Annotated in this window: 26 protein-coding genes; 18 read left to right on the top strand and 8 right to left on the bottom strand. The window is 46.5% G+C overall.

From position 1 onward, the window contains the following. Positions 1 to 634: 634 nt before the first annotated feature. Both ACT89M_RS15895 and ACT89M_RS15890 read right to left on the bottom strand, forming a co-directional pair. Positions 635 to 1,633, bottom strand: coding sequence for a TIGR03943 family putative permease subunit (locus ACT89M_RS15895; protein WP_487344742.1), 999 nt, complete (start codon positions 1,631 to 1,633; stop codon positions 635 to 637). Positions 1,634 to 1,779: 146 nt separating this feature from the next. After that, positions 1,780 to 2,865 (bottom strand): permease, encoded by a 1,086-nt coding sequence (locus tag ACT89M_RS15890; RefSeq protein ID WP_154891822.1) that lies wholly within the window; start codon positions 2,863 to 2,865, stop codon positions 1,780 to 1,782. Positions 2,866 to 3,173: 308 nt separating this feature from the next. Between ACT89M_RS15890 and ACT89M_RS15885 the strand changes: the two genes are divergently transcribed. The 7 genes from ACT89M_RS15885 (at position 3,174) to ACT89M_RS15855 (ending at position 8,706) form a co-directional block, all read left to right on the top strand. Then, complete coding sequence (locus tag ACT89M_RS15885; RefSeq protein WP_154891823.1) at positions 3,174 to 4,385, top strand: GTP-binding protein; 1,212 nt, start codon at positions 3,174 to 3,176, stop codon at positions 4,383 to 4,385. Between the two features lie 82 nt (positions 4,386 to 4,467). Next, positions 4,468 to 4,617 (top strand): 50S ribosomal protein L33, encoded by a 150-nt coding sequence (gene rpmG, locus ACT89M_RS15880; protein WP_036613813.1) that lies wholly within the window; start codon positions 4,468 to 4,470, stop codon positions 4,615 to 4,617. Between the two features lie 56 nt (positions 4,618 to 4,673). Continuing rightward, positions 4,674 to 5,381, top strand: coding sequence for a metal ABC transporter ATP-binding protein (locus tag ACT89M_RS15875; protein ID WP_154959282.1), 708 nt, complete (start codon positions 4,674 to 4,676; stop codon positions 5,379 to 5,381). After that, positions 5,327 to 6,202, top strand: a complete 876-nt coding sequence (locus ACT89M_RS15870) for a metal ABC transporter permease (protein ID WP_308721714.1) — start codon at positions 5,327 to 5,329, stop codon at positions 6,200 to 6,202. The genes ACT89M_RS15875 and ACT89M_RS15870 overlap by 55 nt, the downstream gene beginning before the upstream one ends. 23 nt (positions 6,203 to 6,225) lie before the next feature. Then, positions 6,226 to 7,302 (top strand): metal ABC transporter substrate-binding protein, encoded by a 1,077-nt coding sequence (locus tag ACT89M_RS15865; protein ID WP_308721715.1) that lies wholly within the window; start codon positions 6,226 to 6,228, stop codon positions 7,300 to 7,302. A gap of 160 nt (positions 7,303 to 7,462) precedes the next feature. After that, positions 7,463 to 7,957, top strand: a complete 495-nt coding sequence (locus ACT89M_RS15860; protein WP_312027632.1) for a hypothetical protein — start codon at positions 7,463 to 7,465, stop codon at positions 7,955 to 7,957. Positions 7,958 to 7,998: 41 nt separating this feature from the next. Continuing rightward, a complete protein-coding gene (locus ACT89M_RS15855; RefSeq protein ID WP_090916441.1) occupies positions 7,999 to 8,706 on the top strand; it encodes a M50 family metallopeptidase in 708 nt (235 codons plus the stop codon). 149 nt (positions 8,707 to 8,855) lie between these two features. On the opposite strand, the gene ACT89M_RS15850 is transcribed toward ACT89M_RS15855, so the two are convergent. The 5 genes from ACT89M_RS15850 to ACT89M_RS15830 all read right to left on the bottom strand — a co-directional run bounded on the left by ACT89M_RS15850 (position 8,856) and on the right by ACT89M_RS15830 (position 12,891). Further along, entirely contained in the window at positions 8,856 to 9,227 is a 372-nt protein-coding gene (locus ACT89M_RS15850) for a DUF4363 family protein (protein WP_154891827.1), read from the bottom strand. A gap of 69 nt (positions 9,228 to 9,296) precedes the next feature. After that, positions 9,297 to 10,025 carry a DUF421 domain-containing protein gene (locus ACT89M_RS15845; RefSeq protein ID WP_154891828.1) on the bottom strand — a complete coding sequence of 243 codons (729 nt, stop codon included), beginning with the start codon at positions 10,023 to 10,025 and terminating at the stop codon, positions 9,297 to 9,299. Positions 10,026 to 10,195: 170 nt separating this feature from the next. Beyond that, positions 10,196 to 11,071 (bottom strand): SDR family oxidoreductase, encoded by an 876-nt coding sequence (locus tag ACT89M_RS15840; protein WP_090916437.1) that lies wholly within the window; start codon positions 11,069 to 11,071, stop codon positions 10,196 to 10,198. Further along, on the bottom strand, positions 11,068 to 12,135 hold the full coding sequence (gene uxuA / locus ACT89M_RS15835; RefSeq protein ID WP_154891829.1) for a mannonate dehydratase: 1,068 nt from the start codon (positions 12,133 to 12,135) through the stop codon (positions 11,068 to 11,070). The genes ACT89M_RS15840 and uxuA overlap by 4 nt, the downstream gene beginning before the upstream one ends. Positions 12,136 to 12,204: 69 nt before the next feature. Beyond that, entirely contained in the window at positions 12,205 to 12,891 is a 687-nt protein-coding gene (locus ACT89M_RS15830) for a GntR family transcriptional regulator (RefSeq protein ID WP_373323176.1), read from the bottom strand. A 270-nt stretch (positions 12,892 to 13,161) separates the two neighbouring features. Between ACT89M_RS15830 and ACT89M_RS15825 the strand changes: the two genes are divergently transcribed. Beyond that, on the top strand, positions 13,162 to 13,464 hold the full coding sequence (locus ACT89M_RS15825) for an ArsR/SmtB family transcription factor (protein ID WP_154891831.1): 303 nt from the start codon (positions 13,162 to 13,164) through the stop codon (positions 13,462 to 13,464). 147 nt (positions 13,465 to 13,611) lie between these two features. Further along, a complete protein-coding gene (locus ACT89M_RS15820) occupies positions 13,612 to 15,012 on the top strand; it encodes an aldehyde dehydrogenase (RefSeq protein WP_487344741.1) in 1,401 nt (466 codons plus the stop codon). Positions 15,013 to 15,057: 45 nt separating this feature from the next. Here ACT89M_RS15820 and ACT89M_RS15815 read toward each other — a convergent pair whose 3' ends face one another. After that, complete coding sequence (locus tag ACT89M_RS15815; RefSeq protein ID WP_090916427.1) at positions 15,058 to 15,969, bottom strand: helix-turn-helix domain-containing protein; 912 nt, start codon at positions 15,967 to 15,969, stop codon at positions 15,058 to 15,060. A gap of 222 nt (positions 15,970 to 16,191) precedes the next feature. On the opposite strand from ACT89M_RS15815, the gene ACT89M_RS15810 reads away from it, so the two are divergent. The 9 genes from ACT89M_RS15810 (at position 16,192) to ACT89M_RS15770 (ending at position 26,839) form a co-directional block, all read left to right on the top strand. Further along, on the top strand, positions 16,192 to 18,372 hold the full coding sequence (locus ACT89M_RS15810) for a glycoside hydrolase family 52 protein (RefSeq protein ID WP_154891833.1): 2,181 nt from the start codon (positions 16,192 to 16,194) through the stop codon (positions 18,370 to 18,372). Beyond that, a complete protein-coding gene (locus tag ACT89M_RS15805; RefSeq protein ID WP_154891834.1) occupies positions 18,369 to 20,522 on the top strand; it encodes an alpha-glucuronidase family glycosyl hydrolase in 2,154 nt (717 codons plus the stop codon). The genes ACT89M_RS15810 and ACT89M_RS15805 overlap by 4 nt, the downstream gene beginning before the upstream one ends. 85 nt (positions 20,523 to 20,607) lie before the next feature. Continuing rightward, on the top strand, positions 20,608 to 21,681 hold the full coding sequence (locus ACT89M_RS15800; RefSeq protein WP_261769638.1) for an NAD(P)-dependent alcohol dehydrogenase: 1,074 nt from the start codon (positions 20,608 to 20,610) through the stop codon (positions 21,679 to 21,681). 222 nt (positions 21,682 to 21,903) lie between these two features. Beyond that, positions 21,904 to 22,152 (top strand): HPr family phosphocarrier protein, encoded by a 249-nt coding sequence (locus ACT89M_RS15795; protein WP_090916531.1) that lies wholly within the window; start codon positions 21,904 to 21,906, stop codon positions 22,150 to 22,152. A gap of 144 nt (positions 22,153 to 22,296) precedes the next feature. After that, positions 22,297 to 22,548: a type B 50S ribosomal protein L31 gene (locus ACT89M_RS15790; protein WP_090916418.1), complete on the top strand. Its 252-nt coding sequence runs from the start codon at positions 22,297 to 22,299 to the stop codon at positions 22,546 to 22,548. Between the two features lie 185 nt (positions 22,549 to 22,733). After that, the gene (locus ACT89M_RS15785) at positions 22,734 to 23,042 is read left to right on the top strand and encodes a Dabb family protein (RefSeq protein ID WP_308721717.1); all 309 of its coding nucleotides are present in this window, start codon (positions 22,734 to 22,736) and stop codon (positions 23,040 to 23,042) included. Between the two features lie 150 nt (positions 23,043 to 23,192). Further along, complete coding sequence (locus ACT89M_RS15780) at positions 23,193 to 23,954, top strand: SDR family NAD(P)-dependent oxidoreductase (protein WP_154891838.1); 762 nt, start codon at positions 23,193 to 23,195, stop codon at positions 23,952 to 23,954. 232 nt (positions 23,955 to 24,186) lie between these two features. Further along, entirely contained in the window at positions 24,187 to 25,914 is a 1,728-nt protein-coding gene (gene poxB, locus ACT89M_RS15775) for a ubiquinone-dependent pyruvate dehydrogenase (RefSeq protein WP_308721718.1), read from the top strand. A gap of 169 nt (positions 25,915 to 26,083) precedes the next feature. Further along, entirely contained in the window at positions 26,084 to 26,839 is a 756-nt protein-coding gene (locus ACT89M_RS15770) for an SDR family NAD(P)-dependent oxidoreductase (protein ID WP_090916407.1), read from the top strand. The last annotated feature ends 57 nt before the right edge of the window (positions 26,840 to 26,896 follow it).

The following is a 26,896-nucleotide window of genomic DNA, read 5'->3' as shown; positions in this document are numbered from 1 at the left end:
CGATGCACTCATGACTTACCTGCTGATGGCAGTCCGCTAGACTGCCACAAAACTGTCGTGAGATCCCTTACTGGCAGACACTTGTAAACATACAGGCGAACATAATATATGAAAGACGACGGAGCAGGTATTAATCTGCCCGTCTTTTTTTGTTAGGAGACGACGTGCACGTAAACTCGAATACACGGCTGAGTACATAATACGACAAACCTCAGTCCAATGTTCTGGTTCTCAATAAACCGTGAAAGTGCTACTTTGGCGCTCTTCGTTAGTTTAAATTGTCATGATCATCATGATTATCATCAGCTCGGCTACTAACTTGTGTGCAAATGGAGCGTCTAAAACGATCCAATGAGATTAATTTTCTAACGATCACAAGGAACGCTATTTGAGCTATTTCCCGCGTTTAAATATTCTAACGATCACAGGAAACCTTATTTTAGAATTTTGATGTGAAAAAGGGCATTTTTCTTGTGTTTTCAGCAAAATAAGCTCTCAGGTGATCGTTAGAAATAGAAGTGTGCTGGCGATCTTTTCGTAAAGTGCTCCACTTCAACTCAATGATGCTCTACTTTCTCTCACTCACTTACTTACTTACTTACTTACTTACTTACTTACTTACTTACTTACTTACTTACTTACTTACGATCTTATCATATGCCTTAACGGAATCGGCATTGGTGTAAATATAAGGAGAAGCTGGCTGATTAATCGGTGTTACGGACGTTGCCTGAATTTCCATCGTATCTTTACCGTCGACTTGCGCGGAGCCAATGGTACCACGGATCTGTACCCAACTGTCCTTCTCAAACTTGTTGGCATCCGGAATATGAATCATCACGCCGAAAGGAGCCGCATCTGCCGGGCAACACATCACGAGAAAACGTCCTAATGCAAAATGAGATGTATGCTCCATGTTATCGTCCCGGTAAACAAAGCCGGTCAGCATAATCTCTTTGCCTGTGAATTGGCGCTGGAACATATCGATGGTGCCGAGGGTTTCCGAGAATATCTCTGGATACACCTGGATGACAGGTTGTACGTATAACTTTTCTGCCAGCTCCGCGAATTCCCGGCTGTATTCATCCGGTGGTACAAACTGCACATTGGCAGGTAATTCGGATAACTTGTCATTTTGCTGCTTTATACCTTGCGTGACCGTATAATCCTGCACGTTCAACTTAGCAGACGCGTCTGGCAGTGGGTCTTTACGCCTTATTTCAGGTGGAGTATACGTCAGAGACATTCCTTTCTGACTTGCCATCGAACTGCCTAAAGCTTGATCCGGTAGTAGAAAACCGAGCAATAGCGGCAAAGCAATTAGACCGTAGACCATAAAACTGCGAATCAGGCCGGAAGGTGGAGCATGCTCACAATCGCAATCGAATTCATTTCGACTCCCAAAAGCATGCCATGCCATAATAAAAGCAATAAACAGGAGAGGAACAGCACAACCGAGAAGCAGCTTTTGCATCGTAGGAGCCAGATAGTAATGTAGAGAGTTGCTCGATTTGAGGTGCATAATATACACAGCCAGACTGCCAATCCAGCCTGCACGAATGAGCGTATGCCACTGAATGACGATCCTTTTCGTAAAAAAGTTCTTGTTCATCGCATGATTAGCGTGAGCCATGACTTGCACTCCTTTCTTGTATGAATCTCATCTATGGATCATTTCAAATGAGGAGATACCACCCGGTAAACTAATTAACAGCATTAATGATTAATGTTGTTAATAACATAACAAGTACTCTTCAGCTAGAAGCAGTTTCATCTCAATCATCCAAAGAAGTTTACGAGCCAAGACCCGGCAAAAACCAGAAGGATAATCGCCAGACTTAAGCCAATGACAAAACGGGTGCGGAAGGTGGAGAGTAACATAAGCGTGCTTTTGAAATCCAGCATCGGGCCGAGCACAAGGAAGGAAATCAGCGGACCCAAAGCAAACGTATGTGAGAAGGCTGACGCAACAAAAGCATCCGATGTAGAACATAAGGACAGAACATATGCAAAGCCCATCATAAATACATAGGATGCAACCGGGCCATTTCCCAGCGCAACAAGATCACTGCGACTCACAAATGTCTGAATACATGCTGTAATCAATGCTCCAATCACCAAATATTTGCTCATATCGACGAACTCTTCACCGGCATGGATGAAAAAGCTGCGCCAGTCCTTCTTATGGGAGTGATGATGGTCATGGGTGCCTCCGTGCGAGTGAGCGTGGACATCTGAATGTGTATGTGTTGGTTTATGAGAATGAGCTGAGGAAGCCATTTTGAACCCAGGATGTGTCTTTACTTCCGTCATGACCGTTTTGGGCATGCGCAGAGGATTGCGTTTCACAAAAACATACACAAGCCCACCAACGGCAGCAGCCACCGCAAAAGCCAGTCCCATTCGAGCGATGGTGAGCTCTAGATGACTAGGAAATGCCATGAGAGTTGCTGTAAATACAATCGGATTGACGACAGGACCGCTTAGAATGAACGTTACCGCAATATATGCAGGCATGCCTTTATGCATAAGCCGCCGTACAACCGGGATCATTCCGCATTCGCAGATGGGAAAAACAATACCGAGCAGGCCCGCTACAAGCACGCCCCCAACCGGATGTTTGGGGGTCAGTCTTCGCACCATCTCTTCCGATACGAACCATTGCATCAGAGAGGACAGGAACACGCCCATGAGCAGAAAGGGGGCCGCTTCCAGAAAAATACTCACAAATACTGTTTTTATATTTTGCAACGCTTCACTATTCCAGACCTTATTGAGATCCGGGGCGAACGCAATAACAACCGGAACCAGAAAGGCACAGGGAACCAGGAAGGTGAGAAGTTTCAAACTAGCTGCGATTCTCATGAAAAGACCTCCGTAACTAGAACTTTGCTAGAATATATGCTTGTACTTGCCGTAACATACATCGATTCGGGCAGTTAATCAGTTATTTTACGATTAAAAAGTTCGCTCAAAGGGACTCAGTTGACAAGCAAAGGTGGAATAAGGTATAGTTCTCGATGTATTTAATCGTAATGATTACGATTAAATACATCGCCCATATAACTAAATCAGCATAAGTACATCATCCATCATCTTAGTTCACCATCTAGATATCCCGAAAGGTTTCATGGATCACTTAAATTCACCCATAAGAAGTGGAGGAAGCAATAATGTCAGTATCAGAAAAACAACAACATATTCAAAATCGAGTGCCAGTTACGGTTCTTAGCGGTTATCTTGGAGCGGGTAAGACGACATTGCTAAACCACGTGTTACATAATCGGGAGGGCATGCGTGTCGCCGTCATCGTAAACGATCTGAGTGAAGTCAATATTGATGCAGGGTTGATTCGGGACGGGGGCGGTTTATCGAGGATTGATGAGAAGCTGGTGGAGATGTCGAACGGGTGCATCTGCTGCACACTTCGTGAGGATTTGTTAAAAGAGGTGGAGCGGCTTGCGCTGGATGGGTCGTTCGACTACATATTGATTGAATCTACGGGCATTGGCGAACCCGTTCCTGTGGCTCAGACATTTACGTACATTGACGAGGAACTTGGCATTGATCTGACTCGATTCACTCGTCTAGACACGATGGTAACGGTGGTGGATGCCGCTCAGTTTTGGCGTGACTTTTATTCGAAAGAGACGCTTAAGGATCGCGGACAGGAAGCCGGAGAAGATGACGTGCGGGGCATTGTGCATTTGCTGACCGACCAGGTTGAATTTTGCGACGTTCTTGTGCTGAACAAATGTGATCTGGTATCCGAAGAAGAGCTATCGAAGCTGGAAAAAGCACTGCATGCGATGCAGCCAGAGGCCAAGTTGGTTCGCACAACGCATGGACAGATTGATCCGAGAGAAATTTTGAATACCGGTCGGTTTGATTTTGAAAAAGCAAGCCAGTCCGCGGGCTGGATCCGCGAATTGATGAAAGAGGAGCATACGCCTGAGACCGAGGAATACGGTATTCATTCGTTTGTATATCATCGCAAACGCCCATTCCATCCCGAGCGCCTGCTGCGCTGGATTGCCAAATGGCCAGACAGTATCGTTCGTTCCAAAGGGTTAATGTGGATGGCTACTCGCAACCATATGGCTATTTCATTTAGCCATGCGGGTACTTCCAAACAGCTTGCACCCGCGGGAATATGGGTAGGGGCGATGAGTGAGGAAGAGCGGCATCTTCATTTTGGCGACACACTTCCAGCTATTCCGGATTGGAATGAAGAGTGGGGTGACCGGGTGACCAAGCTGGTATTTATTGGGATCGATATGGATCGTGCAGCCATTGAACGAACATTGGATGAGACATTACTTACGGACGAAGAGATGCAGATGAACTGGCGCGAGTTGAAAGATCCTTTTCCGCAGTGGAGCTAAGAGAAACAGTTGACAAAATAAAAGGCTTAGGCTAGTATCAATAAATAGTAATTATTACGAATAAATAAAGGGAGGCAACACCATGAGAGTCATTGTAACCTTAGCATGCACGGAGTGCGGAGATCGCAACTATACAACAACGAAGAACAAGCGCAACCATCCAGAACGTCTGGAGATGAAAAAGTATTCACCTCGTTTGAAGAAGATGACGATTCACCGGGAAACCCGCTAAAAAATTTTGGTTTTTATAAATCGTAATATTTACGAAAAAAAGAAAGAGGTAACACCATGATTTTATCTTCCATGCGTGATGTCGTATTTGGATATGGTAAAGAGCCCGTCATTGATCATCTGTCGTTGGATATTCATGTGGGTGAATTTGTCGGCATCACGGGGCCGAATGGCTCTGCGAAGACAACCATGCTGAAGCTGTTGCTGGGGCTCTTGAAGCCCTGGAGCGGTTCGGTACATATGAATACACAGCAGCTTCGAGGCAAAAAGCTGGAGATCGGTTACGTACCTCAGCAAGTCGCCTCGTTTAATAGTGGTTTTCCCAGTACAGTCATTGAACTGGTGCGATCCGGTTGTTATCACAAGTTAGGTCTTTTTCGGCGATTCACTTCGGACAAAGAAGCGATTGTTGAACGAAGCCTGCGTGAGGTCGGCATGTGGGAATATCGCAACGCACGCGTAGGAGAGCTTTCGGGCGGACAGAAGCAGCGAATCTGTATCGCACGAGCCCTGGCTGGACAGCCGCAAGTGCTTGTGCTGGATGAGCCCACCACCGGGATGGATCGGCGAAGTAGAGAAGGGTTCTATGAATTGATGCGTCACTATGCAGATGTTCATGGTCTCACCATCATTATGGTCACACACGGTCTCGAAGAAGTGGGTAACCGGCTGGATCGAACGATCACCTTGGAGAGACAAGAAAGTGAGGAATGGCAGTGTTTGAGTACGAATTCATGCAACGTGCTTTCTGGGCTGGAGGACTAATTGGAATCATTGCACCTATTCTGGGTGTATATCTGATGCTTCGACGGCAGGTACTTATGGCTGATACACTTTCTCACGTTTCACTGGCAGGGGTTGCCCTAGGTTCGGTTATGAACCTGAATCCGGTTCTAAGCGGCTTCTCTGTTGCAATTATTGGTGCTCTGCTGGTCGAGCAGCTACGGCGAAGCTATCGGACGTACAGTGAGGTGCCGGTTGCAATCATTATGACATCTGGTCTGGCTTTGGCTGTTGTATTAATGAGTCTAAAAATGAATCTTACCAAAACTTTCAGTTCTTATCTGTTTGGTTCCATCGTCGCGGTGAGTAATATCCAGCTGTGGATGATGGCTGCGGTATGTTTGATTGGATTGACCTTTTTTTTCGTTTTGCGAAGACCGTTGTACAATTTGACATTTGATGAAGAGACTGCCTCCATTGGAGGCGTACAGGTGAAAGGTTTATCATTTGCCTTTGCGATACTAACCGGAATGACCGTGGCCTCTGCGATGCCGATTGTCGGTGTGCTGCTCGTATCTGCACTTATTGTATTGCCGGCAGCATTAGCTTTGAGGGTTGCACGCAGTTTTGCCGCAGCCATTGTTATTTCTATCGTTACAGGATTGATGGGCATTTTTAGCGGGCTCACCGCTTCGTATCAATGGAATACACCTCCGGGAGGAACCATTGCACTCATCCTGTTACTTTTCCTGTTGACTGGAATATCAGCCCAAAAGGTGATTTCACTATACAATCGTAAACGTCATCGCGCCGTCAAGCAGCAGACAGCAACATTATATATTCATTCAAAAAGCAACACATAAAGATGAAATGGGGAATTCAGACTATGAAATTGGGCAAAACTTCAGCGCTGGGAATTATCTTCAGTTTGGCACTTGTTGCAACAGGTTGCGGCCAAAAAACAACAACCTCCAATCCGGATCAAGCTGCTGCAGTTAGTACTCCAGCGGCTTCGGAGCAAAAATTAAATGTAGAGGTCAGCTTTTATCCGATGTATGATTTTACGAAAAATGTAGCGGGCGATCTGGCTGATGTACATACGCTTATTCCGCCAGCCATGGAGCCGCATGATTGGGAACCAACGCCTCAGGACATCGCGAGCATTGAAAAAGCAGATGTTCTCGTCTACAACGGGGCAGGCATGGAGTCCTGGATGGATCAGGTCAAAGACAGCCTAAGCAATAGCAAACTTGTACAGGTGGAAGCCAGTCAAGGGATTAGCATTCGTGAAGGAGGAGAAGAAGAACATGATCACGAACATGCGGACAAAGCAACAACCACTGAAGAACATGATCACGCAGATGACGCCTCTGCGAAGGAAGGTCACGAGCATGACCATGACGCCGCAACAGGTGAAGAGCATAACCACGACCATGGCGGGCTTGATCCTCACGTGTGGCTGTCACCAGCGCTTGCTATAAAGGAAGTACGCAACATTGAAGCTGGACTTGCCAAAGCGGCCCCTCAGCATGCAAACCAGTTCAAACAGAACGCCGATGCATATATTGCCAAGCTGGAAGCACTGGATCAGGACTTCAAAGCGGCTGTGAAGGACAGCAAACGGAAGGACTTTATTACACAACACGCGGCTTTTGCATATCTGGCAGCGGAGTATGGTTTGCAGCAGGTTCCGATTGCCGGGTTGTCTCCTGAACAGGAACCATCCGCAGCACAGATGGCAACTGTCATTGATTTTGCCAAGGAACACAAGGTGAAAACAATCTTTTTCGAAACACTCGTTTCATCCAAAGTATCTGAAACTATTGCTAAGGAGATTGGAGCCAAGACGGCTGTGTTGAACCCCATCGAAGGTTTAACCGAGGATGAGGTTAAGGCAGGCAAGGACTACATTAGCGTGATGAGAGAGAATCTGGAAGCGCTGAAGCTGGCATTGAACGAATAGGAACTTTAATGAGCATTTGATGCTTTTCGCCGAAAAAGGTACAATATAACAACATGCTGAGGAATGAACGTGACCTATTCCTTTGCCTTTTGCGAAGCAGAGAGCACAGTGATGTGCTCTTTTTCGTTTGAGACGTTTGGATATGCAGACCAGGAGGAACATGATGAACGTACATGAAGAATTTGAGGAACAGGAAGTACTGCTCAGTGAACAGCCTGTACATCTGTGGAGAAGACGGAAACAGGAACTGTTGCACTGGACCGAACGGGACAAACGAACCGTGTCTCCCAAACGGACGGTGATATGGAACGGGGTAGAGGTCGACGCAGAGCTGGTTCGCTCCCTGAGCCTGCTCCATGAAGCAGGGGTGCAGACCGAGTTTTCATGTGCCGGGGTTAGTCCGCTGGATGAGCCTGTCGATCATTCACTATATGCATATGTAACGCTTATCCAGAGCAAAGCCGCCGAACAGTTCGTGAACGATGCCATTTTGCGGATGCGAAATCGACTTTTGGTGACTTTTGAGAAAGGGCGTGGTCGATATGATCTATCTTCTTTTTTCATTGGGCACAATCGCAGCTTTTGCTGGTGGATGGAGCAATGCGCGCTTGACTTCAAAAGACGAAACGAAGCAGGGAAGCCTGACGTACTATAATGGATAGGCTCGCTAGTTGAAGGCAAGGAGGTTTGAACAGAGTGAACAAGTGGCTCAAAACGATCCTTTTTCTAATGGCCTCTGTATTTCTGACCCGATTCATCCCGTTCTCATCCTTGTTCCGTAATCTCGATACGATGATTCATGAATTCGCTCATGCGCTGATGACACTGGTTTTGTCCGGTAAAGTGTTACGCATAGAATTATACGCGGATCATAGCGGTGTCACGTATTCATCTATGCTGACATCGGGGAGAGCGATATTTGTTTCGCTGGCAGGATACATTGGTGCATCGCTTTTTGCATGGCTTCTGTTTTACTTGTACCGCAAAGGGCGGCACATGTGGGGCTTGGGAGTTATGACGGCTGTGGCACTTGTGTCGCTGGTGTTATATGTCAGAGGCGAATTCGGAATGTTGTGGTTGACCGGGTTTATCGCGTTGAATGTAGTTATTATGATTTTTGGTGTGAAAATCGCGAAGTACTACTATCTGCTACTGGCCTTTATTACGCTCGAAGAGTCCGTTGTTAGTGCGATGTATATCGGTTGGGCATCCTGGACCCGTCCATCTCAGGCCGGAGATGCAGCCAATCTGGCGCAACAGACGTTTATGCCAGCTCTGTTCTGGGGTACGCTGTTTGCATTGTTTGCGTTATGGTGTGCAAAGGGAGCTCTTGCACTTTTCTTCCGAAAAGAAGGAACGGCAAGTCCCTCGAAGTCGAAATCCCGTGGATTAAACAGAGCATAGAACGTAATGTAGATAGGGCGAAAGTCCGAAGGATGAACAAAGAACACTTCCTTTTTTTAAAAGGAGGTGTTTTTATATCGTTTTTTTGTTTTGTACCACTCAGCATAATTTGCGGGTTAGTTTCAACTCTCTTTGGATAGTGCGAAGTGTTAGTCCCCGAGGTTATCCCATAAGGCATAAAAATAATAAATTTCCTCCATAATCGCTTGATCATCCTGCGCCGCAATACCGCCCTGGATTCGTGCAAGTGCGCCCAGAATATCATAAATACTTTCACGCTCCACGCTGAATTGAATGCGGTTGACGATCCGATGCCAAGCTTGCATGGCATACTCGATCTGACCTTTGGCTTGAGTCCACTGCTTGTCCAGAACCTGCTTCTCCAGCTTCTGGATGGATTCCAGTAAGCGATCTTGCGTGCCAAAAGGTTTTTTGAGCCAAGGGCCGCTAATCATGATCGCGATGAACAGCAAAAGCATGATAATGGGGATCGTATAGAGAAGCCATTTATGCTTTTTCATTTCCGAACCTCCCGGGACAAGTTTGGTCAGATTGTTTTTATGAGTTCAGATATACTAGATTCATTCAGATCAGTTGCGTTTTTTTTCCTCATCCGTGCTGGTCATGTCTGATAACCGATCCTTATACAAATCGATATATAACTTGTCATTCGGTAGAATGGCAGCAAATGCAATGTCCTGAATCGTCAGGTTTTGTTTTTTCAATTGTTCGGTTAACCAGCTGCTGTCCTTATTCCGCTCCGCCAGTTTTTCTTTCATTAATACACCGTCGATAATAAGCTCGGTCATGAGTTTCTGGGATGGTGGGCGCATGTGCATATCCTTTGCGGTTACGGGCTGATTCTCCGGTTTCAAAGCAATGGATAGGGTGCCATCCGGCTCTAAAATGCCATAATCGACCGTGGTCAGGTCAAATACATCCTTTTGCCGTAGCATCATGGTGAGTTCGTCGAACTTCACGCGCATTTGATTCAGATTTTGTTCCAGAATTTTGCCATTCTGAATGACCAGGGTGGGATCGGAGTCCATAATTTGGGAGAAGGCTCGGCTTTTCAGCGTAATGTATTGAAAAATGATGGTGATCAAGGTGAAGATGGTTAACGCTACAAAATGAATCCACGCTTTGGACGACAAATCCGTGGCAAACGTACCGGCAATGGAGCCAATCGTAATGCCGTTAATATAATCAAAATAGGTCAGGTTGCCCATTTGTTGTTTTCCCAAAACCCTCGTATAGACAATTAAGGTGAGAAAAGCGATAATCGCTCGCACAGCAACGACCGTAGTTTCCTCCATCATATATGCATCACCACCCTTTACACCCTCAATCCTTGCCCACAACGATGCAATTTATTCCTTATCACTTGAGGATCAAATCAACGTCAAAAAAACCGAAGCCCGTGAGCATATCACGAGGTTCGGTTGGATTGTGAATCTGTTTCAGACAATCGATGTATTCAAAAAGAAGACTACACCCCGGAATAAGCCATGAATCCGCCGTCTACAGGCACAACAATACCCGTTACAAAGCCGGACTGATGCTCATCTGCCAGCCACATTAACGTACCGAGCAGATCCTCCGGTTTACCAAAACGGCGCATTGGGGTATGCGCAATAATTTTGCTGGAACGCTCCGTAGGTGAGCCGTCTGGCTGTAAGAGCAAGTTGCGGTTCTGCTCGGTCAGGAAGAAGCCTGGAGCAATCGCATTGACTCGAATCCCCGACTCTGCCAGATGCACAGCGAGCCATTGTGTAAAATTGTTAATAGCCGCCTTGGCAGCACTATACGCAGGTACTTTGGTCATAGGAGATGGGGCACTCATGGACGATATATTGATGACCGTAGCCGGTACATCGCGCTCAATCATGTGTTTGGCAAAAATTTGAGTAGGGATGAGGGAGCCGACAAAGTTCAGATCCATGACCTGCCGAAACCCCTCTACACTTACATCAAAAAAGGTGGTCACATCAGGATTACCCAAATCCTCCGGTTTAAAAATTTCATTTGTTGTGTTGGCACTGGCGTTATTGCCGCCAGCACCATTAATCAATATGTCACATGGGCCGAGTTGCTCTCGAACAATATCTGCCGCCGCCTGAACACTTTCGGCTTGGGTGACATCACATGCAACGGCAATGGCACGGCCACCTGCTTTTTCAATTGCGGATGCAACGTCTTGACCTTTGGATACCGTCCGGTTCAGGATGGCCACCTTGGCGCCGTGTCTTGCGAGTTCTTCAGCCATGGAGCGGCATAATACGCCTGCCCCTCCGGTAATCACGGCTGTTTTACCTTGAAGGCGAGAAGTACGCTCCAGATTCAGGTTCGAATGGTGTTCGCTCATGCGTTTGCCCTCCTTTGTAGTGAATCCCAGACACCCCAGAGATACATAATTCCGAGTGCACGATCATATAGTCCATAGCCTGGTCTACATTCTTCTCCCCACAGATGTCGACCGTGGTCCGGTCTGGCGTATCCTTCAAAACCAATATCGTGATAGGCTTCTACAACACCCGCGATATCTACACTTCCGTCCTGACTGCGGTGAGAGGTTTCGATAAAGTCACCATTTTCATAGACCTTCACATTCCGGATGTGAGCAAACGGAATCCGATCACTGAACTCATGAATCATACCGATGATATCATTGTCTGGATTGGCACCGAGAGATCCGCTACACAGCGTTACACTATTCGCCGGACTATCATATAGATTCAGGTATCTGCGAACATTGTCCTGATTGATTATAATTTTAGGCAGACCAAAGATCGGCCAAGGCGGGTCATCGGGATGAATCGCCATTCGAATGCCAAGCCGCTCGGCGGTAGGAATGATCTCTTGCAGGAAGTAACGTGCGTTCTCCCACATATCGTCTTCGGTCACATCTTTATAGGCTTCAAACAAACCTGTGAGATACTGCAGTCGTTCCGGTTCCCAGCCCGGCATCGTGAGGGTGGAGTTTTCATTGATTTTGCGAACCAGTTCCAGTGGTTCAATGTTTTCAATTTTGCTAGCTTCATAGAAGAGGGCTGTTGATCCGTCCTCCATTTCTTTGTGCAGATCCGTACGCAACCAATCGAAGATCGGCATAAAATTATAACAGATCACTTTGACACCCACTTGGGCAAGTTTCTCCATGGTTTTAATGTAGTTGCTAATATATTTATCCCGTGAAGGCAGTCCAAGCTTGATATCTTCATGAATATTAACACTTTCTACGACATCCAGATGTAGTCCGGCTTGGTCCGCAGCTGTCTTGACAGCAAGTATTTTGTCCATCGGCCATTCTTCGCCTGCAGGAACATCATGTAGTGCCCATACAATGCCTTCGACGCCCGGAATTTGCCGGATCTGATCCAGCGATACCGTATCATTGCCTTCGCCAAACCAGCGAAAAACCATCTTCATCTCATTCACCTCATCCTCATTAGTGGAAGAAACAACATGTATTACGATGTGCAAGCAGGAATTCTGTACTTATTGGAAATAGGAAGGATATGTACTCCGCAGAACAGCCAGATCCGTCACTGTCAGATACAGATGTTCCTGCATCAGACGTTCTGCTTTCTCTGCATCATGCTGCTGAATCGCCTGAACCATGGATCGGTGCTGCTCGATTAAGTGATCCCAATGATGATCGGAAGACAGACGGAGCATCCGGCTTCGATTCAAATGCACATTCATCTGCTGAATCACCGTCCAGGTGTTGCTTTTGTTACAGCCAGCAAAAAGACTGCTATGGAACTCCTCATCCAGTTGAAACATGCGTTCATCATCCGGTTCGCTCAGGCATTGCTGCTGCTCTGCAAGATTGTGTTCAAGGGCCAACATCTGCTCTTCTGGAAATTGTGCACAAGCTAGACGGATGACAGCTCGCTCCAGCTGCTCGCGCATAAATCGGGCTTCTTCGACGAGATCCAGTTGAATCAGAGAGACATACGTTCCACGCTGGGGATACACTTCCAGCAGACCTTCCTGAGCGAGCCGGACAAAACTTTCTCGCACAGGAGTCCGGCTAACCTGAAAGTCCAGGGCGATTTCTTTCTCCGAAATGGCCGTACCCGGAGGCAACTGCAGACTCAAAATCTGTCGTTTCAGCGTGTCATAGACCAAATCTCGCGTCGAGTAGGATTGCTTGTTCAACGCCGAGAGGTGGCCTGACAAGGGCGATAAACCGGCTTTGGATGATAATCTGGGGGTATGTTCCACAACTTCAACTCCTTCATTGCCATACTACCATACAAGTATGGTAGAGTGGAAGCGTTTTATTTATAAAAGATTGTTGTTCTAAGCTGTTTTTCTTGAAATTTGAGATATTAGGAAGTACAATTCAATTTATAGGTTTAAATGTTTAAACGAATGAAAGTAAAAACTATAAAGTTCGTAGAATGATAGTTAATAGATAGAACGCAGAATGATAATCGAGGTGTAAATATGGGTCAGAAGGCCATAACCATTTTCCAAACATGTATCCCGCTGTTTCAAGTTCTGAGTGACAACCATCGCCAATCGATTTTGCTCATGCTGAGCGAAAAAGGGCATATGACAGTGAATGAGATTACGGAGCAGTCCAGTCTGTCCCGTCCAGCGATATCCCACCATTTGAAGTTGCTGCTGGAGAAAGGGCTCATTTCCGTGGAACAGAAGGGAACGCAGCGTTATTATTCAGCTTCGCTGCACGCTTCCGTCGATCTGCTTAAACAGCTTGTAGCTGCGCTTGAAGAGGAATGCCTATAAATAAGTAGCTGATTCAGCGCTCGATTAATCTACAGTCAGATTGCACAACAACAAGAAAAGACTTAACATGCTACGGCATGTAACGTATAGGTTCGTCAGTTTAAACCTTTCATCAATAATCTTTTCCAACGAAGGAGAGTGAGCATTATGACCACGTTTCAAGAATTAACACACGAAGATGTACACGTCATTCTGGAGAAACAACGTACATTTTTCCGTTCCGGTGCCACGAGACCAGCGGAAGTTCGAATAGAGCGTTTGAGACGTTTAAAACAGGCCATTCAGAAACATGAATCCGGATTGACCGAGGCACTGTATCAAGACTTGGGGAAAAGTGAATTTGAGTCGTATACGACAGAGATTGGATTTATGCTCGACAGCATTACACACACGATGCGTAAAATCAAAAAGTGGGCGAAGCCTGTTAAGGTTAGAACTCAAGTGGCGCTTATTGGCTCCAAAAGTTATATCTTTCCTGAACCGTATGGTGCGGTGCTTATTATTGGGCCGTTCAATTATCCTTTTCAACTCCTTATCGAACCACTGGTTGGTGCGATTGCCGCGGGCAATACGGCGGTGCTCAAAGCGTCAGAGAACACCCCGGCTGTATCGGCTGTTGTGAAGAAATTGATTGGTGAAGTATTTGAGCCGGAATATGTACAAGTGGTCGAAGGAGCCAAAGACACAACAACAGCGCTTATCCATGCATCGTTCGACTATATCTTTTTTACAGGCAGTGTACCCGTTGGTAAAATCGTGATGGAGGCCGCAGCGAAAAACCTTGTTCCTGTTACGCTGGAGCTTGGAGGGAAAAGTCCTGTCATCGTGGATGAGCAGGCGGATATTCAAGTTGCGGCCGAACGTATTATTTGGGGCAAACTGCTGAACACAGGGCAAACTTGTATCGCCCCGGATTATTTGCTTGTACATGAGCGTGTAAAACAGCCTTTAATTGATGCGATGAAAGCTGCGATAGTAACCTTCTTTGGAACGGATATTCAGCATAACAAGGACTATGGGCGCATCGTGAACAAGTCACACTTTAAACGTTTGACCGCATTAATTGAACGAGACTGGGACCAGGTCATCTATGGAGGCTCTTCCGATGAAGAGGATCGCTTTATTGAGCCGACCCTAATTGATGCGGAATCGTGGAATGCAGCTACGATGGAGGATGAGATCTTTGGGCCGATTTTGCCGATGATCAGTTATAATCATCTAGATGATGCAATTGGCGAAATTATTAAACGACCAAAGCCGTTAGCCTTGTACCTGTTCACATCCGATTCAGCTGTTCAGGATAAAGTGTTAAACGAGGTTTCTTTTGGCGGAGGATGCATTAACGATACGATTACACATGTGGCCAATCCACGGCTACCGTTTGGAGGAGTAGGTCATTCTGGTATTGGCTCGTACCATGGACGGTACAGCTTCGAGACCTTTTCACATATGAAAAGTGTTTTGAAAAAGAGTACCAAGCTTAATCCGCATATGCTGTACCCGCCTTACAGTAACAAATTGAATCTGATCAAACGTTTGCTGAAATAACGATATGTAACGTAAACATCAAATAAAACAGCCTGTTGCTGGACATTACTCCAGAGCAGGCTGTTCCTGTCTATATTGTGAAGGGGACTTCCCCGACCACCGTTTGAATTGACGGCTAAAATGGGCGATATCCTTATATCCAAGCATCACTGCGATATTTTGTACAGAGAGCTGCGGATTACCTAGTAAAACTTTGGCCTCGTGCAGCACCATTTGGGATAGAACGGTACGGGGGGACTGCCCGAATATTTGTTTGAAAACACGATTGCAATGCGAAGTACTGATGCCGAGTTCTGCGGCGATATCATCGATCCCATAGTGGCTGTCGGATTCATCGCCTTGTTTGAATTGCTGGCTCATTAGTCCTTGAAGCCGAGTACGAATCTGATGCGCCAGTTCAATCCGTTCGTACCCACCCGCAAACGTCTGGACTGCTTCCTGAGACACCGTCTCCCAGAGGTGACCAAACAGCTCAAATACCGCGGATTGCAGTTGCATGCGCTGTACCATAGCACTGGGGGATTGATCGTGGGCAGAGGACATGAGCTTGTGCAGCACAGGTTCAATCTGCCGGGTAACCGGGCTGTCTGCTCCGAATAATACTTGCTTGATTCGTGCCAGAAGAGAGAGAAACAGCTGATCATCAATATCAAAATGCATACAGAAGTAGGTGAAGCCTTGTCCGCTTCGGCTCTGGCTGGAATGAATGCTTCCCGGAGGGATCAGCAGGAGCTCGCCAGCGTTTTGTACATACAAAGTACCGTTTATGGTCATATACTGCACACCCTCTGTTACATAATTGAGCTCATATTGAGGATGCTCGTGCGCCGGATAGTCCCAATCGGGTCCGACACTGCGCAGATGAATGGCGAACAAGTTAACGGTGGTTTGCACATCTGGGTAAAACACTTCATGCACACTTTCTCCCAGATCGGGAGGTAAATACGTGGAAGACATTTGAATTCCTCCTTATGTTGGGTCATGTTACGCTATGTTATGTACATATTTAAAACGAATTTATTAAAATTTTAAAAGTGTAACCGCTTTATATTTTATCATATTTCAGCTTGATTTGGGTAAATATCCGATTGATTTGTTCATGGTCTGGACGGACACTGCGTGATAGGATGGGGCTAATGAAAACGCATGCATATCTTATTCCGAGAGAGGTTATGAAGAATGAGTACATCCAATTCTATTTTTTACAATGCTCATCACGCACCAATCGGTGCATTTGCCAGTTTCACGCTAGGTTACAAAGGGGCTAAAGGTGGGCTGGGGCTTGAACTTGGGAAGCCGGCTGACCAAAACGTATATATAGGATTACAAGCTTGTGATGGAGAGCATTATCAGGCTTTGCCTTTTTATGAAGCGAGTGAAGATGAGAGTAGACGTTATGATGTGGAGAAGCTGGACAGTGGAAGTCAAGCTGACGGTGCGGGGGCAAAGCCGTTGATCTCTGCGTTTCGGGATGAAGACATTACTCGGGAGTTCACTTCGGGGACAGATACATGGAATGCAGGAGATCTTGAATTCCGTATTTATTCGCCTGTACGTCCCGTTCCGCATCCGAAGAGTGCAGATCGTGAAGCGCTGATGGATGCACTCGTACCCGCAGTGTTGGTCGAGATGACCATTGACAACAGCCAAGGCGAGAAAACCCGTAAAGGGTACTTCGGTTATCAAGGTAGTGATCCGTATTCTGCGATGCGTTTAATTGGTGGACCAGAGGGAGGTCCATTGACAGGGGTTGGACAAGGGCGTCTGACAGCTATTGTGTCGAAAAATGAAGGTCTGTGGCCTGCACGCGGATTTACGCTGGAGAAAATTTTAGAGGAAAAACATCGTGACAATCTGGCATTTGGCTTAGGATCTACATCGGTATTACTGATGGAAGTTCCGGCAGGCCAGAAACGCACGTTCCAATTCGCGGTATGTTTCTATCGGGGAGGAATTGTAACTACCGGTATGGACACCACATATTGGTACACACGTTACTTTGCTGACATTCTGCAAGCGGGTGAGTATGCACTCGATCGTTTTGATGCATTGACTGCATCCTGTGCCGAAGTAGATCGGCGACTTGGAACGGAAGCGCTTAGCGAAGATCAGTCCTATATGCTTGCTCATTCCATCCACAGCTACTATGCGAGCACCCAACTGCTCGATGCAGATGGCGAGCCGCTTTGGATTGTGAATGAAGGCGAATATCGGATGATGAATACGCTGGATCTGACCGCAGATCAGCTGTACTTCGAGCTTGCTCTTAATCCATGGACTGTTCGTAATGAGCTGGAGTGGTTTGTGAAGCGTTATAGTTATACGGATCAGGTTCGCTTCCCTGGAGAAGAGACACTTCATCCGGGCGGCATTACGTTTACACATGATATTGGAATCGCCAATGTATTTTCCCGTCCGGGTCATTCGGCGTATGAACTCGTCGGCATCGATGACTGTTTCTCTCAGATGAGCCATGAAGAGCTTGTCAATTGGCTTTGCTGCGCAACGGTATATATTGAGCAGACGCAAGATCGGGAGTTTGTGACGGAGATGTTGCCGGTTATTCAGGAATGCTTCCAAAGTATGCTTAACCGTGACCATCCAGAAGAAGATCAACGTAATGGCTTAATGGGACTGGATAGCAGCCGTACACAAGGCGGGGCAGAGATAACCACGTACGACAGTTTGGACGTATCCCTTGGACAATCGCGGAACAATATCTATCTTGCGGGTAAATGCTGGGCTGTCTATGTTGCACTCGAAAAGTTGTTTGCAGCCGAGAAGCTCGCAGAGCTGTCTCATCAGGCAGGAAAACAAGCAGATCGCTGCGCGGCAAGCGTCGCTGCTCAATTGACTGATGGAGGTTACATCCCGGCGGTTATTGCGGAAAATAACGATTCGCGTATCATTCCGGCGATTGAAGGTCTGGTATTCCCGTATTTTACAGGTTGTGAAGCGGCACTCGATGTTAACGGTCGGTTCGGACCCTATATCAAGGCACTGCATACACATCTAAAAACGGTGCTAGTTCCAGGAATATGTCTGTTTGAAGATGGTGGCTGGAAGCTGTCTTCGACAAGCAACAACTCCTGGTTGAGCAAAATCTATTTGTCCCAATTTATCACACGTGAGATTCTGGGTGTGGAGTGGGATGAGACTGGGAAAGCAGCGGATGCAACTCATGTGGAATGGTTGCTTCATCCGAAGGAATCCTACTGGTGCTGGAGTGACCAGATCTTATCCGGTGTTGCTGTCGGCAGCAAATATTATCCACGTGGCGTAACTTCTATACTGTGGTTGCTTGAAGGCAAAAATAATCGTCTTGCACAGATCTATGCAAGCAAGGAGGCTGTACAATGAGTCAAACTACCGTACAATCTGGACTGTCCGGCCCGCAATATGAAGCATGGCTAGGTTATCATGTTGCACTACCAGAAGCGAAAGGGGCTACGGGAACGAGAACGGCAGCTCCTCTCTGGAGCCGGCAAATTGATGTACAGGAACAGCATCTGGTCATCGATACCGCTCTTACCGAGCTCAAGCAAGGGCTCGGTAAGTTATACGGTGAACAGCCTGTCATTCGCCATTCTCAGACCCAAAGCACGGATTCAGACGAACAACGTAAACCTTCAATCCGAGTGGGCACCTGGGCAGGGAACAATCAGGTGACAAGTGCGTTTACGGAGGCGGAACGTGCTGCTGTACAGGGTGAGGGTTTTATCATTCGTGAAGATGAGTCTCGCCAGGAACTGATTATTGGTTCAGAGACGCCGCAAGGTGTTTTATATGCTGTTTTTCATTTGCTTCGTGAACTGACATTAAAGCAAGGTAAGTCAGAAGAGGCCGGTTCGGCTCTTGACGGAGAGAAGCCTTTATTTATTACAGAGCAACCCGTGAATCAACTGCGCATGATTAATCAGTGGGATAATGTGGACGGCAGTATTGAGCGGGGATATGCCGGGCGTTCTATTTTTTACGAAAACGATGAGTTCACACAGGATTTAGGGCGGATCCGAGACTATGCCCGATTACTGGCTTCAACCGGAATCAATGCGATATCGATTAATAACGTGAATGTGCATAAACAAGAGAGTCTGTTTCTGACAGAGCGATACCTTGGTGATGTTGCGAAGGTAGCGGCTGAATTCAGAGCGTATGGTATTGGCTTGTTTCTTTGTGCCAATTACGCCAGTCCAATCGAAGTTGGTGGCTTGCAGACAGCTGATCCACTGGATGATCAGGTACGTGAGTGGTGGAACGTTCAAACGGCGAAGGTGTACGCTGTGATTCCGGATTTTGGCGGATATGTGATCAAGGCCGATTCTGAAAATCGTCCGGGGCCGTTCACATACAATCGTGACCATGCAGACGGTGCAAACATGCTTGCAGAAGCCCTTCGTCCCTTTGGCGGACTTGTCATCTGGCGGTGCTTCGTATACGACTGCAAGCAGGACTGGCGGGATCGTACTACAGATCGGGCTCGCGCGGCTTATGACCACTTTAAACCGCTAGACGGACGGTTTGCAGACAATGTCATTTTGCAGATTAAAAATGGACCTATGGATTTTCAGGTTAGAGAAGCAGTATCCCCTTTATTTGGGGCGATGGAGAATACGAATCAAGTGATCGAGTTCCAGATTACGCAAGAATACACAGGACAACAGCGTCATCTGGCTTATCTTGTGCCACAGTGGAAGGAAATTCTGGATTTTGACACGTATGCCAAGGGCAAAGGCTCAGAGATCAAGCGCATTGCAGACGGTTCCCTCTATCAGCGCCAGTACAGTGGATTTGCGGCTGTATCCAACATCGGTGCGGATGCAAGTTGGACAGGCCATCCGCTGGCTCAAGCGAATTTGTACGGATATGGCAGACTGGGGTGGAATCCTGAGCTCTCGGCAGAAGCCATCGCAGATGAATGGGTGAGATTAACGTTTGGACATGATGAGCAAGTCGTAGAGCGGGTTACGGGTATGTTGCTGTCTTCACTTGACATCTATGAAAATTATACTGCACCTCTCGGTGTAGGCTGGATGGTAAACCCGGATCATCATTACGGACCTAATGTGGATGGTTACGAGTATTCCAAATGGGGAACGTATCACTTTGCGGACTGTCATGGAATTGGGGTTGATCGGACGGTGAAGAGTGGTACAGGTTATACTTCCCAATATCATGCGGAAAATGCAGCAAGATATGAATCACTGGAGACTTGTCCCGATGAGTTAATTCTCTTTTTCCATCACGTCCCGTACACGCATGTGTTACATTCCGGTAAAACGGTTATCCAGCACATCTACGATACTCATTTCGAAGGTGCTGCGCAGGCTGAAGCTTTACTCGAAACATGGAGAGAGCTGGAAGGTAAAGTGGATCCAGTCATCTTTAACAAGGTAGCTACGCTGCAGGAGGAACAGGCAGATCACGCGAAGGAATGGCGCGATATGATTAACACGTATTTTTATCGCAAGAGCGGTATTCAGGATGAGCAAGCTCGAAAAATCTACTAATAATCATGCATGAAATAAACATGTACGAAAGTACGCAATGTTTTCTTTGAAACGAGAGACAGCACTGACATGCATAAGGAGGAGAATGCGTATGAGTGAACACGAACTGCCCGTAACGATGAAGGCTGCCGTCATGACAAAGCCTGGACATATTATCATTGAGGATCAACCTGTTCCCAGACCTTCATCCAATGAAGTGCTTATTAAGGTAATGGCCGTAGGCGTTTGTGGATCTGATGTACACTATTTTGAGCATGGTCGCATTGGCAGATTTGTTGTGGAGAAACCGATTATTCTTGGCCATGAATGTGCGGGGATTATCGTTGCGGTTGGTGCAGACGTTGCCCGAGTGAAGGTGGGGGAGCGAGTTGCCATTGAACCTGGAGTGACTTGCGGACGCTGTACAGCTTGTAAGGAAGGACGTTACAATCTGTGTCCTGAAGTTCAATTCCTGGCAACCCCTCCGGTCGATGGAGCATTCGTGCAGTACATGGTCATACGAGAGGATATGGTATTTCCAATCCCGGATCACCTGACCTTTGAGGAAGCAGCCATGAATGAACCGTTTTCCGTTGGTATTCATGCCGCTCGCAGGAGTAAACTGGCTCCAGGAACGACACTGGCTATTATGGGCATGGGCCCCGTCGGACTGATGGCTGTTGCGGCAGCGAAATCCTTCGGAGTAGAGGCCATCATTGTCACGGATCTAGAGGAAGTCCGGCTTGAGGCCGCACGCCGGATGGGAGCAACGCACACCATCAATGTGCGTCATGAGGATGCGCTTGCTGTGATTCGGGAAATTACCGAGGGCATCGGAGTGGATACAGCCTGGGAGACGGCAGGTAATCCCAAAGCACTGCAGTCGGCGCTATATTCTCTTCGCAGAGGTGGTAAGCTGGCCATTGTTGGATTGCCCGCCCAGGATGAGATTGCAATCAATGTCCCGTTTATTGCCGACAATGAAGTCGATATCTATGGCATATTCCGTTATGCCAATACGTATCCTGCGGGGGTAGCCTTTTTAAGTTCGGGACAGCATGATGTGATGTCTTTGATCACCGATCGATACCCCCTTGAAGAGACACAACAGGCAATGGAGAGGGCGCTGCATAACAAAAGCGGTAGTCTTAAAGTGATGGTTTACCCGAACGGTATGTAATAAGAAAAGAGTGTGGGTTCTGTACACATATGTGTACAGGACCTTTTTTTAATTGTAACGGGAGTAGTCGTAATTTTTTTGTTTTTTCCGCATGAAAGGCATGGACAACCTGCCAGCACATGGTATAATTCATGTTGATTTTAATATATAAATGAAAACACATGATTACAGTTACTCATATTTTGGCGAAAGGAATTGAAAGTTGTGAGAACACATGAATTTATGATTCACGCGGATTTTCATCGGGATGAGTTACTGTCGGTATCCTCTCAAGCGTCACGTTTTGCTTCGGACATATCATTGTCTTATACGGAGGCTGATCATGAACATCGTGTAGATGTAAAGAGCCTGCTAGGCATGGCATTACTTCCGCTTCGAAACGGCAGTATGGTTCGATTACAGACGAGAGGAAGGGATGAACTCGAGGCGCTCGAGTACATATTGCATGTACTGGAAAAAGGCCCGGCGTAATGATGGATTTAGATACCCACTCGCATGGATTATAATTTTTTTGTCTTTTCGTCAATTCTTGCTGGTACTTCGTGCAAAAAAAGAGTATAATAAAATTTAGTTTGATTCTAGGAAGTACCCATATTAAAGGAGTGTAAATAGATTATGCCAAAAGTTGACATCCATCCTAAAACACAGCTCGTTATTTTCTACGATGCAAGTGCTGACTTCAAATTCCTGGCTTCTTCCACGAAGTTCTCGAATGAAACAATGGAATGGGAAGACGGTAACACTTACCCTGTTATCCGTGTAGATACTAGCTCTGCATCCCACCCGTTCTTCACTGGTAAACAAAGAAACGTGGATATCGGTGGACGTGTTGACAAGTTCAACCGCAAATACAACCTCAAAAACTAGTTCACTTATAGATGAGGAGCAACCCCTGGAATGTTATTCCGGGGGTTTTTGTTTTTGGTTGTGTTTTCTTAGTTTCTTGCATGAAAGCGCAATATTTGGTTCAATTCAACCAAATATTGCGCTTTCAGCGCATTCAGTTGTAAACTAGAGTACAGAGTCTGAACATAGTGGAGGAGGAAACAGAGATGAGCAGAATTACACATATGGTGACATTTACACTTTATGCAGGTAAAGATACAGCGGAGTCCGAAGTTTTTTTGAACGAAAGTAAGGAAGCGCTTGCGGAAATTCCAGGTGTTGAACATTTCCAGGTCCTACGCCAAGTGAGTGCAAAAAATGAGTTTGATTACGGGTTTTCTATGGAGTTTGCAGATCAGGCTGCTTATGACGCTTATAATGATCATCCCGTACACCGTCAGTATGTTGCTGAGCGCTGGGAGAAGGAAGTCAGCCGTTTTCAGGAAATTGATTTTATAAAACACAATGGTGAATAGAGATCCAAAAGTAACGTTGAAAATGGACTGAGAGTCAAGAAAATCTCCAAAGGAAGTCTTGATATCCGAAAATGCAGGCGTCACGAGTATTCGAAAATTCACTTTTCGAAATCGTTTTAGAGTAGAATGGATAAGGAGGTGACTCAGGTCATGAAGTTGGATTTAACGGGGAAAACGGCATTAGTTTCGGGTGCAACTGGGCAATTGGGAAGAGTGATTGCTCGTACACTTGCAACTTGCGGCGCGAATCTGGCATTGCATTACATAAACAACGAAATGAAGGCCAAAGAATTGCAGGACGAGATCGAAGCAATGGGTCGTAAGGCCGTTATCGTACAAGGTGACATGACTAAACAAGATACCGTATTTCAGATGCGAGGTGCGATCCAAAATACGCTGGGTAACGTAGATATTGTCGTTGCGAATGCAGTCATTCAATACGAATGGACTTCCGTTCTGGAGCAAGCACCCGAGGATTACTTAAGCCAGTTCGAATCATGTGTCATGCAGAGTGTATATCTTGCCAAAGCTTTCATTCCGCAGATGCAGGAAATGAGGTCCGGTCGCTTCATTGGGATTAACACTGAATGTGCGATGCAAAATTTTGCCCATCAATCGGCCTACACCGCAGGAAAACGCGGAATGGACGGTGTATATCGTGTGTTAGCGAAGGAAGTTGGCGAATATCAGATTACGGTCAACCAAGTAGCTCCGGGTTGGACAATTAGTGAACGTGACCGAACAAGTGAACCAGGACATGATGAGGCATATACTCGATCCGTACCATTGAGACGCAGGGGAGAAGACCAGGAGATTGCAAACGTCGTTGCTTTTCTGGCATCCGATTTGTCCTCTTTTATCACTGGAGCGTACATCCCTGTAAGTGGTGGAAATGTTATGCCAGCTATTTGATTAATTATGCTCTCAGGAGTAGATATCGTGTAAAAAACAAGATTGATCCGTTTGCCTTTTAAGGTAAGCGGATTTTTTGAGTTTTCTCCAGATGTTAACGCAGAATGTGTTTATATACTTGGAATGACATATGCTTTTGATTCGTTTTTCAAAATATTGGGGTATAAGAATAGGTATATTCAAGGGATGGAAACCTAATCAAAATAACGTTATAAAGGAGTGACCAAGCATCATGAAAAAAACGATAGCAGACGTCCTTGTCGAAGCTTTATTAAATGCGGGAATTCACCGGATATACGGCATTGTTGGAGACTCGTTAAATGCGGTCCTCGACTCCATCCGCAAGTCGGGCAAAATAGAATGGATTCATGTAAGACATGAAGAAGTAGCGGCTTTTGCAGCGGGTGCAGATGCCCAAGTAAGTGGGAGCATTGCCGTATGTGCAGGTAGTAGCGGGCCTGGGAATATGCATCTTATTAACGGACTCTATGATTGCCATCGAAACCGTGTGCCGGTTCTGGCCATTGCTGCTCACATTCCAAGTGACGAGATTGGCAGTGAATATTTTCAGGCGACTCATCCAGAGTATTTGTTTCAGGAATGCAGCCATTATTGTGAAGTGATCACGACAGCTAAGCAGATGCCTCGTTCGCTCACAATGGCGATGCAGACAGCAGTAGCTCGTTCCGGTGTGTCAGTCATTGTGCTTCCGGGCGATGTTGCTGGACTTGAAGCGGCTGATCTGCCTGTTCCCGAGCATGTCTACCATGCGCCACATCCGGTTGTACATCCTTCTGAACCCGAACTCACCAAGCTGGCGGAGTACTTGAATCAGGACAAAAAAATTACACTTCTATGCGGGGCAGGATGTGCGGGGGCTCGTGAACCACTGCTAGAGCTTTGTGATCGATTGAAATCCCCTATGGTTATTGCACTTCGAGGGAAAGAGTACTTAGAATACGACAATCCTTATTCAGTAGGGCTGACAGGCTTAATCGGATATTCTTCGGGATACCATGCCATGATGGACTGTGACGTGCTCCTTATGCTCGGGACTGACTTCCCTTATCGTCAGTTCTATCCGGAAGATGCAACTGTACTGCAAGTGGATATTCAAACCTCGCATTTAGGGCGGCGAACCAAGCTGGATTACGGAGTGTGCGGTGATATCAAGGCGACGATTGAAGCGTTGCTTCCATATCTCACGGCCGAACATAGTGACAAACATCTGCGTAAAAGCGTGAAGCATTATACGAAAGTAAGGGAGGATTTGGACGAGCTTGCGGTGGGAAAACCAGGCAAAAAGCCTATTCATCCGCAATACTTGACCAAAGTGATCAGTGATGCCGCTACGGAAAATGCAATCTTCACTTGTGATGTAGGTACACCCACGGTGTGGGCAGCACGTTATATTCAGATGAGCCGTAACCGCAGATTGCTTGGTTCATTCAATCACGGAACGATGGCCAATGCACTGCCTCAGGCCATTGGTGCTCAGGTTGCTGATCCTGGAAGGCAGGTCATCTCGTTGTCCGGAGATGGGGGATTAGCGATGCTTATGGGAGATCTGCTCACGCTGAAGCAGCATAACCTCCCAGTCAAAGTGGTTGTGTTTAACAATGGCGCACTCAGCTTTGTAGAGCTGGAGATGAAAGCTGCCGGTTTCCTCGAATCGGGGACAGAGCTTGTGAATCCAAACTTCGCGATGGTGGCACAAGCAATGGGCATTGAAGGCATACGCGTAGAAGATCCTGCCGAGCTTGAGGGAGCCATGGAGCGCGCGTTGCAACACAATGGCCCGGTATTAATCGACGCTGTTGTGAATCGCCAGGAGCTGTCCCTGCCACCGAAAATTAATATAAAACAAGCGGAAGGATTCACGTTATGGATGATGAAAGCCGTTCTGAATGGCCGTGGCGATGAATTAATTGAGCTGGCGAAAACGAACTTGCTTCGGTAAGCAAAATCATATGGGTTGATATAATTTAGTTTGTTTTTAAATCGGTTGTTGATAAAATAGGTAAAGTCAGGAAGGAGTCATTTCCTTGCTGACCTACATAGCTCATCCATATCGAGCCGAGGAATGAATAGGTACAATCACAAATGACACATAATCGGAGGAGATCATCATGAGTCACGCAGGAAAAGTAGCCATCATTACGGGAGCAGGAAGTGGATTAGGTCAAGCCGCAGCACTGAAACTAGCGGAGCAAGGAGCTTCCATCGTTGTCGTAGATTTGGTGGAAAAGACAGGTCTTGAAACGGTGAAGCAGATTGAACAGCTGGGTAGCAGGGCAATTTTTGTTCAGGCCGATGTAAGTAAAGCTGCTGAGGTAGAGAATTATGTGAAAAAGACGATTGAAGAGTTTGGCCGGATTGATATGTTTTTCAACAATGCGGGAATTGCCGGCCCAGGGATCAAATTAATCGAACATACCATTGAGCAATTTGACCAGATTATTGATATTAATTTGAGAAGCGTATTTTACGGATTAAAATATGTCATTACCGAAATGCTCAAAACGGGTGGAGGTTCCATTGTGAATACAGCTTCTACCGCTGGAATTGTGGGTGTTCCGGCAGTTGCTCCGTATGCGGCGACCAAACATGGTGTTGTTGGTTTGACGCGTACAGCAGCGATTGAATATGGCAAGGAGAACATTCGCGTGAACGCGATTGCTCCTGGGACGATTGAGACACCGATGGTTGTTCAATTCGGTAAAGATAATCCGGAAGTTTTCCAAGCTACAGTAGATAGCATTCCATCCGGACGTCTCGGTAAGCCGGAAGAAATCGCTAATCTGGTTTCTTTCCTGCTCGGAAACGATGCACCGTACATCAACGGAGCTGTATATCCGATCGATGGTGCGGTAACTGCTCAGTAAGAAGTCAGGGCGCCATGAAAAAGAGTACTCAAAAGAGGAACTGTATGCGTTAATCCG

Source organism: Paenibacillus sp. NN59 (assembly GCF_057597225.1).
This window is presented reverse-complemented; position numbering and strand designations above follow the sequence as displayed.